This window comes from Arthrobacter sp. SLBN-112, assembly GCF_030944625.1.
Taxonomy (GTDB): Bacteria; Actinomycetota; Actinomycetes; order Actinomycetales; family Micrococcaceae; genus Arthrobacter.
Map to the genome: position 1 here is coordinate 1,421,546 of NZ_JAUSXY010000001.1, position 11,848 is coordinate 1,433,393.

Sequence of the window (11,848 nt, forward strand, 5' to 3'; positions counted from 1 at the left end):
ACCGAAGGGCATCGACGGGTGTCCACGTCAGAAAAATGACTGCCCATATGAGCATAAATTTCCTGCAACGAGTCCGGACACCATTGGCCTTCTATTCACCGCCGCAACCCCCTAATTTTGGCCAAGCTCGGAAAGCTCTTATTCTCAATAGCGAACTCCAGTGAAGCTGACAGCTGAGGGATGCAATAGATCGCCCGTTCACGACTGTGGGCGGAAGAACTTGATGGCAGAGACATCGCCACCCTGATCCTGAACCGGCGGATCGGGATGGCGCGGCACCATACGTGGCTGATCGGGCTCCGTTCGCCCACGTTTCGTCTGACTTCGGGTTACGCTCGGTTCTGGGACCGACTTCGGTTGGCCGAAGCCGGTCCCAGAACGGGCGACACTTTCCTTTAGCTATTACGACTAAAGGATGGTAAGGCCGACAAAAGTTCGCCCACGAAGTCCTTTCGGATCTGTTCGTCAAGCATGTCCTCGATCCAGACATCGCAAGCTGATTCCCAGATGCGGGATTTTCGAATGTGTGCTGGCAGTTTTTCAGCTATTCGTTCGGTCCAAACGTGGTGTTTCTGGGGAATTCGCTTCGCATGCTCCCACCCGTCGGCAAGGTCTCCCTCACGCACACCGAGTCGCTCAGCCACGATTCGCCAGCCATCGGTGGTGAGGCCTTCGTAAACTACTCTCTCCGGGGCCGCTCCGCCGGGCATCACGGTGCACCCCGGGCTAGCCGACTGATCTCCGTCGAGGACGCCAGTTACCAGTCCTGGCAAGCGGCCCTGCTCCGCCATCAGGCCTAGCGTTTTCACTGAACTAGCGGGCCCTGCAATTATGACCGCGAGCCGAGAAAGCGAATCCGGATCAGTGAACGCGATAAAGCGATGGATCAGGTACTCGGCTTTGTCGTCCTCACAGTACAGAACCAGCTCAGGATGTGCTTCGTCGTCCATCAGGGACAGCGCCAGCTCTGTCGTTGCACCGTAGATAACTTCCTTGATGCCCTGTTCATCTGTAGTCAAGACAAGTCGGGCTTCGGGCGGCAGTTGCTCAAGGACGTATTGGGAGTGAGTCGAGACGATGATCTGAAGCCGGTTCTTCTGCGCCAACTCGATTAGTTCAGTCATGAGCCGGCGTTGTGCACGGGGATGGAGCGAGGCCTCTACCTCATCGATGATCACGAGTGAGTGTCTTGGGGCGTTCTGAAGCAGAGCCACGAGGTCAGCCGTTGCGTCTTCGCCTGCGCCCTGGTGAAAATTAGAGTACTTGCGGCCATCCCTGCTCAGGACCCCGACCTGCTTGTTACTGCTTTGAACAATCTCGCCGCTGTCATAGGTGCGGTCCAGCACGCGGGAGAGTACGCCCAGATACTCCTCATCGATCAGGGCGGAGAAGTTCTTGTCGGCCATTTTTGTCATCGCGATTCGACCGTATCCAATCAAGGTATCGATGGGCTGAGTCCTCGAGATATCTAAGAAGAAGACCGGTCGCTTTGGGCGTTCAGGCATTCCCCGCCACCGACTAGTGACTTTACCGACTGCATAGATAGAAGTATCGGTGCCTTGTCTGGCTTGGTAGGCGAGTTTGGCATTGCTGACCACTTCCCAAGGGGTGGTCGGAAAAAAATCGTCTGGCGAGTATGTCTGCGCAAGCGTCGCTGCGGCTGATGGATCTGCGGAGTACGAAGCGGCGGCCGCTTTGAGGATTGTGCTCTTCCCAGCGCCGTTTTCTCCTGCTATGGCCACAACCGGGAAACGGAACTCAACTTTCTGTCCTGACCATCCTCGGATTCCACTGACACTGACAGAGTCGAGGAACTTTGGCCACCCTTTAGAGCTATTTCGTTCTGTAGCCCAATCGGAAGTGAGCTTGGGGAGTGTTTTTGCCAGTCGTGCCATTAATTTCCTAAGCTTGTCCTAATAGTGAAGTCTTTATTCTTGTCGAGATTTGGGTTGCCGGGATGCAAGGACACGCTCGAAGGTAACAAGCCATTTACGTACACAGCTTGTGTATTCGGCAACGGCAGTCTGAGTTTGCTATTACTCAGGGCTTGATGGGCAACGCGACTTGGATGCTGGCTGATGTCGATCTGCGAGCCTGCATGGGAACTTGGCTGGCGGAACTTGTATTCCCAAATTTCCGCTCAATCGCCTGTGTGCCGAACGAGGTTGAGGCCGCAGCGGTAGACGCATCTTTATTGTCTCTCTCAAGAGATTAGCAAGAGGCGACTAACGGCGGCGCCCCGGGACAGTCGGGTTTTGCGAATGGAGTCCGATTGAGATGCCGAAAAGACTTACAGAACGTGACACTAATGACCAAGGGACGTAGCAAATTTCGGAGCGAAACATCCAAGATGTCGGGCTGCAACATCCGTTGCTCGCAGACGGAGGCCTCAAACCGATCTGTCACTATTTAGCCCGAACCAGAAGAATCCGCTACAGCGCGTAATGTCCCTTCCGCAGACAAGCGACCCGAGTCTGATGCTTCAGAATTGGAGTATGGCATACAGCGGCAGAAGGTACGTTCCAAGCCTCAACGTCACGGGGCCCAGCTCCGTTCCAAAAAGCTTCCGGCACATGTTCCCGCTCGTACCCGCCCCTGTGTTTGGCGTGGCGCATCCGATTTATGGACTGGACGTGGCCGGCGAGGGTGGTCACTCCGTGATCCTTCGTACGCGCGAACAAGTTGATCGGAGGGAAGCCTTCGAAAGACTCTCTGTCGGATTAGCCCTCCTGAGCATTTACTTCGGAGTGGGGTTCAGGGAAAGGGCCGCGGGAGGCCTCGGGGGGTACTTTGCAAGTCCTAGTCCTGAAGAGTACGAGGAACCGAATTACTCTGAGGAGGTCATGACGACTATCAGTGAACTCCAACGGGCGCGGGACCCTTACCAGATACAGGCTCGCTTTACCTTCTCACGTGGCCTGGCACTCATGTCAGACCCCGAGAGTGCCATTGTCGAGTTCTTCAAGGTCATTGAACTGTTTATCAAGCAACTAGCTTGGAAGGCGGAGTTGCCGCCCGATGCAGTGAAAAACGTTCTTGAAGACAAAATCATTTTCTCCAAGAGGGTAAAGGAAGCGCTGATTGCTGAAGGAATCTTGGCAGTGGAAACAGTCGGTCTGATCTATTCCCTGAAGGAGATTCGAAACAAGTTCATTGGGCATGGAGGTATGCGTCCTGCGCTGGGAGCGCTCTTCGGTGATCCGGAAGATTACCAACAGCTACTGGAGAGACCGGAATTCAAGTACGACCCACATCTGCTTTATGGTGCGGACTTTTTCGAACGGATCCTCAACGATCTCACCCTGATAGCGGGGTTTCTGTTTGCCAAGATGCAAGGATTAGAGCCGCAAGTCTTTTTGAGAGCAGGATGTTGGAACCAAAGCAGCTCGCATGTGCACAGCGTCCTCACTGCCGAAGGCGTGCACTGGCTTACTTATGAAGAGACCCGCTTTGCCCCTTGCTAAATTTACCCGATTTACAATCGCCTTAGTTGCGCGTTTCCGCTATATACTTGGGCCTTCGTCAGGAACAGCTGACTAAACCTCTGCGGTATCGGCGTAGCAGCCGAATATGTCCACGAGCAGAGTATGTCGTCAGGGTTCCCGGGCCAGTATTTGCGAACTGAGTAGGTGCTTCTGCGTCGATCATCACCCCACCGTGGCACACCGACGCAGAGCGCAACGCGTCAGCCCCCGCCCGTAACCTGTTTAAATGCCTCGTTTCGCACCGGACATCGAGTCCGTCCCCCGCCCGGTCCGTTCCCAGGAACTCCTCGACGCCGTGAACCACCGGGTGGTCATTGCGGACGGCGCCATGGGCACGATGCTGCAGGGCCGGGACCTCCAGCTCGAGACGGACTTCCAAAACCTGGAGGGCTGCACCGAGATCCTCAACGACACGCGGCCGGACGTCATCGCGGACATCCACGACGCCTACTTCGCCACCGGCATCGACAACCGCATCGAGGAGCTCGCTCTCAAGGGCGCCAAAATGGCCCGCGAACGCTCCGAAGCCGCGGAAGAAATAGACGGGCGCATGCGCTGGGTCCTCGGCTCCATAGGCCCGGGCACCAAGCTCCCCAGCCTGGGCCACACCAGCTACGACTGGCTCAAGCAAACCTTCGCACTGCAGGCGGAAGGCCTCATCGACGGCGGCGCGGACGCGTTCCTTATCGAAACCAGCCAGGACCTCCTGCAGACCAAGGCCGCCGTCAACGGCTGCAAGCAGGCCATCGTCTCCAAGGGCGTCCGCCTGCGGGACCGCTGCCACTGCCGAACGTCCCCGCAGGCTACTGGGCCAGCAGCCCGCCGCTGGCCCAGAGCCGAACCGCCAACTGTTCACCGGTGTCGAACTCCAGCAGGGCGACCCGGCACAGTTCCTCCACGTAGCGTGTCCAGGCCGCCGCCAGTTCTTGCGCCGTAGCTTCGTCGGTGAGCTGGAAGTTGGCATATCCGAGCCCCTGCAGTACAAAGCTCACCGCGTTCCTGGACACCGGCTCTCCCGCGGAGACGCAATCATCCCGGACCTGGCGCGACAACTCTGTACGGTTGGCCGGATGCTCCCGCAGCCGCGCCGCCATGGCCTGGAAGATCTGCCGGAACTGCGCTGCTGAGAGCGCCGGGATGTCCGTGACCCGGGCAACCTGCTCTTCAACTCCCGGCTGGGTTTCGACCGGAGCCGGGAGATCCTCGCTGGAAAACCGCTTGGCATCCCATACCCAGCCGCCCTGCACCGCCGAGTACTCCACGTCCTTGCCGATCTGCGAGACCCACGTTCCGAACTTCCCGTAGCCGCCCCAGTCCGTCTTGAGCGACGGGTCCGCAGCGAGGGCCCGGTGCGCCACCATCGCTCCCACCACAGGCCCCGGTGCGGTGCGGATAAACTCCAGCACTTCGCGGACCCCCGGCGGTACCGCCTTGGTTTTCGCCTTGGCAGGGGCGGGAAACTGGCGCTGGTTCACGGATGCCAGGGCGCGGACTGGCTCGGCCGTGGAGCCGGTCAAGATGGAAACGAAGTCGTGGGACTCCACCACATGGTCCGCCATCTCCCGGTAGGCGAAGGCCACAGCCCCGGCGGCGATGACGGTGGTCATCCGGTCCGCGGCCCGGAACCGCTGAATCAGCGAAGTGAAGTCCGCGTCCGCTGAGGCGATAAAGAACTCTTCGATGCCCACGCTTCCGGACAGGGCATCCATGGCATCCAGCACCAGGTTGATGTCCGTGCTGCTCTTTCCACGCTGCGTCAGCGACGGGCAGTCGATCACCCGGAACCCGGCACGCGTCCAGTACGGGCGGTATTTCGAATACACCATCGGGTTCAGGTAGCAGTTGCGGATCAGGAAGCGCCGGGTCCCGTCACCGGAACCTCCGGCGGACAGGGCATCCGCCCAGTGCTTGGGATCCTCTGCGAAGCGCTTGGCCGCCAGCGGGTCGATGGCCTGCAGGCCGGTGAAAACGTTGTCGAAGTCCACGAACATGGCCGAGCGGATGCCCGGTCGCCGCGTGGGTGGAAGCGCCTCATTCATAGGCCCAGTGTGCCAGCAACGTCCGGCTGCAACTACCGTTTTCCGTACACAACGACACGGACGACGCCGGGTGCGTACCCGCCGTCGTCCGCTCCGTCCAAGCCGCCCAACAAAGCCGCCCCGCAAACTACCTCAGTGCCACAACCCCAGCGCGAACTCGGCAATCACCGTGGACAGTAGGAACGACGCCGTGATGGCCACCAGCCCCACCGGGATGATTTTCCAGCCGATGTTCTTCAGCAGCGGGATGTCCTTGCCCAAGGAGAGGCCCGCCAGGGTCAGCATCACCGTGGCGATGGACAGGAAGTCCACGGTCTTGACGGCCGCGTTCAGCGCCTCGGCCCCGAAGAACCACGGGCTGGAGATGTATGCGCCGATGGTCGTGATGAACACGATGGCCGAGATCTTCCGGGTGATCTTCGCCAGCGCGATGCCGACCAGGACAAGCGCCAGCAGGACCACGTACCCCAGCACGATGGTCAGGCTGAACCCCTTCGCTGCGATCGACGCCGTGCCAATACCCAGCACCGTCAGCACAGACAGCGAGAGCCACAGCGGCAGCTTGATCGCCGCGGAGGACTCGGCCACCCGCTCACGGAACCGCCGGTTCTCCTCCGCCTGTGCGGCCTCGCGCTCAACGTCGGCAGCGGAAGCAGCCGGAGCAGCAGGAGCGGCAGCGCCAGAACCAGCAGCAACCACCTCACGGCTCTCCTGCTTCCGCGTCAGCACCCGGTAGAACTTGTCCGCCAACGGCAGCGCCACATAGATGCCCACATACACACCCAGCACCGTGGTGATCAGGTTGGACACGGCGGCCATCCCCAGGATCGCGTCCTGGTCGCCCGGGTACGCGGCGGTGATGCTCGCAACGGACGCGGCCATCATGGAACCGGACCCCACGCCGGAACCCATGGCCAGCGCCAGCGGGTCGAACATCTTCCAGTTGGCCACAAGCGAGGTCAGCAGCGTGATGAACACGGCACCGAACAGCGTCCCGAAGACGTACATGGCCAGCACGCCGCGGTACTGGTCCGAGTCCGGCCCGTACTTCTCGGACACCATCGCGAAGGACGGCTCACGGTCCAGCGAGAACGTGGCGCCCACCGTGGCCTTGCCCATCCGCAGCAGCACAGCCAGCGGCAGCGCCAGCACGATGGTGCCCAGCAGGTGCCCCACCTCCTGCAGCAGCAGCGCCGGTCCCGCCTTCAACAGGGTGGGCAGGCTGGGACCGATATTGAACGCCAGCCGCGCCACCAGCAGCAGCACCGCCACACCCACCAGGGCCGCCGCCACCCGCTGCAGGTCGATGCCCAGCGGCTTGAACTTCTGGATGGACACCAGCAGGCCCAGGATCAGGCCCCACACCATGGGGAAAATAATGATGGCGCCGATGCCCAGATCGATCTTCGCCTGCCCAATGAACTGGACGGCGAGGGCAATCACGAACGCCAAAGCGGCAATGGGGATGGTCAGCCTGGTGCCGGCCTTATCGGTCCGGGCTGTTTTGACAGTGCTCATGATGCGCCTTCCTGGGTGAAAGTACGACGGCGGTACGCCGCTTGGGTGAAGCGTTGACGTTGGGAGGGGGTTGAGGCAGCTGCGGCAACGGTCCAGGCCAGCGCGGTGCCGGCCTCAAACATCACCCCGTACGCCTGCTGAGTGTCCGCCAGGGCGGCGAACGCATGCGAATGGATGGGAACGTCCGCACCCGGAATGCTCAACCACGGATGCAGGGACGGGATGACCTGGGAGATGTTGCCCATGTCCGTGGAACCGCCGCTCAAACCCGCAGCCGGGGAAGTGTCCTTGCCGAACGCGTCCATTGCCGAGGTCCAGTGCGCTGCCAGGTCGTCGTCCTGGATCAGCGGCTCGTACAGCGGTTCGGTGTCCTCGAACGCCAGCGTGGTCCCGGTAGCCAGCGCAGCGCCTTCGAAGCAGCGCCGCACCCGCACCAGCAGCGCCTCGAACTCGGGCAGGGTGAAGGCCCGGCACTCGAACTCCACCACGGCCTTCTCCGGAATGATGTTGGTGACGTGCCCGGCCTCCGCTACAAAGCAGGCAATCCGGTGGTCGGACGGGATCTGCTGGCGCAGCAGGCCGATCGCCACCTGGCTCAGCACCGCCGCATCCGCGGCGTTCACGCCCAGGTGCGGGGCGGCCGCTGCGTGCGCGGCCTTGCCGGTGAACGTCGCCTTGTACCGGCCCACGGCCTGGGCGCTGGTGCCGGCCGGGTTGTAGGTGACCCCGTCCTGAACGGGGTGGACCATCAATGCCAGCCCCACGCCGTCGAACGCTCCCTGCTCCAGCATCAGCGCCTTGCCGCCGCCGTGCTCCTCCGCGGGGGTGCCGATGGCCTTGAGCGTGATGCCCAACTGGTCCACGTACGGCTGCAGCGCCAGGGCTGCGGCCACGGAGGCGCCGGCGATCAGGTTGTGCCCGCAGGCGTGGCCGATGCCCGGCAGTGCGTCGTACTCCACGCACAGCGCCACGGTCAGGTCGCCGCTGCCGGTGGTCGCGGTGAAGGCGGTGGGCAGCCCGGCGGTGCCGCGCTCCACCTCGAATCCGCCGTCGGCCAGCAGCGTGGTGATGGCTTCAGCGGACTTCACTTCCTCGAAGGAGAGTTCCTTGAACCCGTGGATGTCCTTGGCCAGCGCCTCCACCTGGGGCTTCCAGCGTTCGACGCCGTCCGCCAGGGCAGTGCGCATCGCACCTGCCGCGGGGGTTGTGTCAGTCGTGTGCACGGGACTCCTAGTAAGACAGTGAGGGGAAGGGGGAGCCGGCGGCGCGGGTGGGCACCCACACAGCCTTGGTCTGGGTGTACTCGTCCAGCACGCCCGGGCCGGAGGAACGGCCGTGGCCGGAATCCCCGAACCCGCCGAACGGCACCGCCACATGGATGGTCTTGTAGGAGTTGATCCAGAACGTGCCGGCCTTGACCTCGCGGGCCACATGGTGGGCGCGCGAGACGTCCGAGGTCCACACCGCCCCGGCCAGGCCAAAATTGGTGTTGTTGGCGCGGGCAATGGCCTCGGCCTCGGTATCGAACGCGTCCGCGCCCACCACGGGGCCAAACACCTCGGTGGTCTCCAGCCGGTTCTCGGGTGTCACGCCATCCAGCAGCGTGGGCATCACCCAGTGGCCGCCCTTCAGGGCGCCGCTCAGCGCCTCCGGCAACGCGGACCCGGTGAGGCGACGGCCGCCGTCGTCCATTCCTGCTTCGATCAGGCCGGTGACCGTGGCGAACTGCTGCGCGGTGATGATGGGGCCCACCTCGGTGTCCGCGCTGAGCGGATCTCCCACGCGGAGCCTTGCCGCCTTGGCGGCGACCATCTCCACGAACTGTGCGTGCACGCTGCGCTCCACAAGGAGCCGGGACCCGGCCACGCAGGACTGGCCCGCGCCGGAGAAGATGGCGGAAATGGCGCCGTCCGCGGCACGGTCCAGGTCGGCGTCGGCGAAGACGATGTTGGCGCTCTTGCCGCCGAGCTCCAGCAGGGCCGGGATGCCTGCCTGGGCAGCCGCGACGGCCACCCTGCGGCCGGTGGGGACGGAGCCGATGAAGCTGACTTTGCCCACCCGGGTGTCCGTGGTCAGTGCCGCACCAACGGTCTGGCCGAGTCCCGCTGCCACGTTGAACACCCCTGCCGGGAGTCCTGCTTCGTGGGCGATCTGGGCGAGCCGGACCGAGGACGCCGGGGTGAATTCGCTGGGCTTGATGATCACGGCGTTGCCCGCGGCCAGCGGGGCGGCGGAGTTCCAGCCGGCGGTGAACAGGGGAGCGTTCCAGGGCGTGATAGCGACGACGACGCCCCACGGCACGCGCTCGGTGTACGTATGCCAGTTGCCTGGGACGGGGATGGTCTGCCCGGTGAGCTTGTCCGCCCAGCCGGCGTAGTAGCCGAACATTTCGGCCACCTTGGCGGCCTCAGCACGGGCGTCCCGGATGGGCTTGCCGGTGGTGGCGGATTCCAGGATGGCCAGTTCCTCGGCGTGCTGCTCCACGGCGCGGCTGACGTCGCGCAGGATGGCGGCCCGCTCGAAGCCGTTCAGCCGCCCCCACACGGCGGCTCCCGCCGTCGAGCTTTCCAGGATGGCGTTGGCACCCTCGGCGCCGGGGTCCGCGTAGGTGGCGAAGGATTCGCCGGTTGCCGCGGCGGTGAGGGTGATGCTGTCTCCGCTGCCGGTGGCGACGCGGCCGTCAACGAACGCGCCGAGGCCTGACGGGAAGGCGGCGTCAAGGACTTCCCTGGCGGTGGCCGCGGAGGAAGAGGTAGGTGCTGTGGTGATGCTCAAGATGTTTGTTTCCTTTGGGGGCGTTGGGATGCCGGGGGTTCTGCTGCCGGTGTCGCTGTTTGGGCGTCAGGCTGCGGTAGCGGGGCTTGGTGCACCGGCGGGGGTGATGGCGGGGGCTACGGTGCGGGCGATCTCGGTAAAGTCCGCCCGCGGGCCGAGGACTGACAGGGCGTCCTGCCACTGGTTGGCGACGGCGGCCAGGAGCGCGGGCTTCTCGCCGATCTGGGCGGCCACGTCGACGGCCAGGGCGGCGTCGCGGGCCATCAGGCCCATGGAGAAGCCGGAATCGTGGGTGCCGGTGAGGATCCAGTTGGGGTACATGGTGGCCGAGACTTTGCTGCCGCCGGAGGCACCGCTGATGCTGGCCGCTGCCGTGGCGGGGTCGATGCCGTAGGCCTTGGCCACGCCCAGGGCCTCGCCCACGGAGGCGAGGTTTGCGGCGGCCAGGACGTTGTTGAGGAGCTTGACCACGTTGCCGCTGCCGGGGCCGCCGATGTGGCTGTAGTTGCCGCCGGTGAGGGCCAGCAGTACGGGTTCGGCGGCTTTCAGCGCGGCTTCCGTGGCACCCACGAAGGCGCTGAGCGTTCCGGTTGCGGCGCCGTCGCGGCCGCCGGAAACCGGGGCGTCGATGAAAGCCGCACCGTCGGCTTCCGCGAGCTGGGCCATCTGCTTGCTGGTGGCGGGCTCGGAGGTGGTGGTGTCAATGATGGCGACGGTTCCCGGGCTGGCCAGGAGATGCGGCACCGTGGTTTCCACGATGCTGGCAGCGGGGAGGGATAGGACCACGTAGGGCGTCCCGGCCACGCTGGCCAGGGTGTCCGTGGTGCCGATGCCGGTTTCTGCGGCTGCTTGGCGGGCGGCCTCCGAGGGGTCGAAGCCGGTGACGTCCCAGCCAGCCTTGTGCAGGGTGGCGGCCATGGCTCCGCCCATGGCGCCGAGGCCGATGACGGCGACGCGGCGGTTTTGTGGCTCGTTCATAGGGGTACTCCTGGGTGGCGGTTGGTGGTTCTGTGCGGAAAGTTTTGTGTGGTCAGGGCAGTTAGTCGAGGTAGATGTCCAAGTCTTTCCAGAGCTGCTGGGTGCGGCGGATGGTGGCCCGGCTGCGCTCCGGATGCGCCGCCTCCATGCCGGCGAGCAGGCCGTAGACCAGGGAGTTCGCGGCGGTGACGGACTGGAAGAAGGAGATGCCTTCGGAGGCCACCACCAGGAGGTGGTCCGCGGCGGTGGCCAGGCGGCCGCGGCGGAGGTCGCTGATGGCGATGACCGTGGCGCCTGCCTGTTTGGCGGCTTCGGCGGCGATGATGATCTGCTTTACCGAGCGCCACATGTTGATGACCACCAGGACATCGCCGGGGCCAAGGTTGTTGGTGCCCGACGCCAGGTGCGGGCCGCCACGGTTTTCCAGGCTGATCGGGTAGCCCATGGTGGAGCCCAGGTGCGCCATGACGCTTGCGGGCCCGGCAAAGGAGCCGATGCCGACGACGGTGATGGACTTCGCTGCGGCCAGCGCGGCGATGGCTGCCTCGGCTTCCTCGGGGGTGTTCGAGTCCAGCGTCAGGCGGAGGTTTTCGATGTCGTGGGTGATGGCTTCATAGAGCGGGCTGCGGGTTTCGCCGTGTTCGGTGAGGGTGTCCTCCGTGGAGATCATCACCAGGTAGCGGGAGCGGAGTTCGCGCTGCAGGTCGGGCCAGCCCCGGTAACCCAGGTGCTGTGCCGTGCGGACTACGGAGGAGCTGTTCACGTCTGCGCGCTGGGCAATCTCGGCGATGTCCGCGTAGGAAGACAGTTGCGGGTTGCGGCGGATGACCTCCACCACGCGGCTCTGGGCCTTGGTCAGCACAACATCCGGCAAGGCATCACCGAGCCATGCGTGGGAACTGATGCCGGAGCCGTTGCCGCCGCTTTCGGCGGCGTGCTCGGGTGCCTGCTCTGCTGCCTGCTCTGTGGAAGTGCTGGGGTTCACGGTGAGGCCTGTCCTGTAACGCGGATCACTCTGCAAGTGCAATTGCATCCAATGTACTCTGCAATTTG

At 63.7% G+C, this 11,848-nt stretch carries 8 protein-coding genes and 1 pseudogene; 2 read left to right on the forward strand and 7 right to left on the reverse strand.

Features of this window, described 5'->3' with window-relative positions; all coding sequences use genetic code 11:
* Positions 1-395 precede the first annotated feature (395 nt).
* Complete coding sequence (locus QF050_RS06670; protein ID WP_308929728.1) at positions 396-1,895, reverse strand: AAA family ATPase; 1,500 nt, start codon at positions 1,893-1,895, stop codon at positions 396-398.
* 678 nt (positions 1,896-2,573) lie between these two features.
* On the opposite strand from QF050_RS06670, the gene QF050_RS06675 reads away from it, so the two are divergent.
* Both QF050_RS06675 and QF050_RS06680 read left to right on the forward strand, forming a co-directional pair.
* Entirely contained in the window at positions 2,574-3,464 is an 891-nt protein-coding gene (locus QF050_RS06675; RefSeq protein WP_308929729.1) for a hypothetical protein, read from the forward strand.
* Positions 3,465-3,711: 247 nt separating this feature from the next.
* A pseudogene (locus tag QF050_RS06680) lies at positions 3,712-4,254 on the forward strand (homocysteine S-methyltransferase family protein); the annotation flags it as partial.
* A 34-nt stretch (positions 4,255-4,288) separates the two neighbouring features.
* Here QF050_RS06680 and QF050_RS06685 read toward each other — a convergent pair.
* The 6 genes from QF050_RS06685 to QF050_RS06710 form a co-directional block, all read right to left on the reverse strand.
* Complete coding sequence (locus QF050_RS06685; protein WP_308929730.1) at positions 4,289-5,524, reverse strand: NYN domain-containing protein; 1,236 nt, start codon at positions 5,522-5,524, stop codon at positions 4,289-4,291.
* A gap of 132 nt (positions 5,525-5,656) precedes the next feature.
* Positions 5,657-7,042, reverse strand: coding sequence for a DUF3100 domain-containing protein (locus QF050_RS06690; protein ID WP_308929731.1), 1,386 nt, complete (start codon positions 7,040-7,042; stop codon positions 5,657-5,659).
* The gene (locus tag QF050_RS06695; RefSeq protein ID WP_374121562.1) at positions 7,039-8,229 is read right to left on the reverse strand and encodes an amidohydrolase; all 1,191 of its coding nucleotides are present in this window, start codon (positions 8,227-8,229) and stop codon (positions 7,039-7,041) included. The genes QF050_RS06690 and QF050_RS06695 overlap by 4 nt, the downstream gene beginning before the upstream one ends.
* A gap of 43 nt (positions 8,230-8,272) precedes the next feature.
* Positions 8,273-9,817, reverse strand: coding sequence for an aldehyde dehydrogenase family protein (locus tag QF050_RS06700; protein ID WP_308929733.1), 1,545 nt, complete (start codon positions 9,815-9,817; stop codon positions 8,273-8,275).
* A 66-nt stretch (positions 9,818-9,883) separates the two neighbouring features.
* Positions 9,884-10,795: an NAD(P)-dependent oxidoreductase gene (locus QF050_RS06705; protein ID WP_374121505.1), complete on the reverse strand. Its 912-nt coding sequence runs from the start codon at positions 10,793-10,795 to the stop codon at positions 9,884-9,886.
* Between the two features lie 61 nt (positions 10,796-10,856).
* The gene (locus QF050_RS06710) at positions 10,857-11,780 is read right to left on the reverse strand and encodes a MurR/RpiR family transcriptional regulator (RefSeq protein WP_308929734.1); all 924 of its coding nucleotides are present in this window, start codon (positions 11,778-11,780) and stop codon (positions 10,857-10,859) included.
* Between the last annotated feature and the right edge of the window lie 68 nt (positions 11,781-11,848).

Coding starts and splice junctions, on each gene's coding strand:
- QF050_RS06670 (WP_308929728.1), bottom strand. CDS start 1,895: ATGGCACGACTGGCAAAAACACTCCCCAAGCTCACTTCCGATTGGGCT.
- QF050_RS06675 (WP_308929729.1), top strand. CDS start 2,574: ATGTTCCCGCTCGTACCCGCCCCTGTGTTTGGCGTGGCGCATCCGATT.
- QF050_RS06685 (WP_308929730.1), bottom strand. CDS start 5,524: ATGAATGAGGCGCTTCCACCCACGCGGCGACCGGGCATCCGCTCGGCC.
- QF050_RS06690 (WP_308929731.1), bottom strand. CDS start 7,042: ATGAGCACTGTCAAAACAGCCCGGACCGATAAGGCCGGCACCAGGCTG.
- QF050_RS06695 (WP_374121562.1), bottom strand. CDS start 8,229: ATGCGCACTGCCCTGGCGGACGGCGTCGAACGCTGGAAGCCCCAGGTG.
- QF050_RS06705 (WP_374121505.1), bottom strand. CDS start 10,795: ATGAACGAGCCACAAAACCGCCGCGTCGCCGTCATCGGCCTCGGCGCC.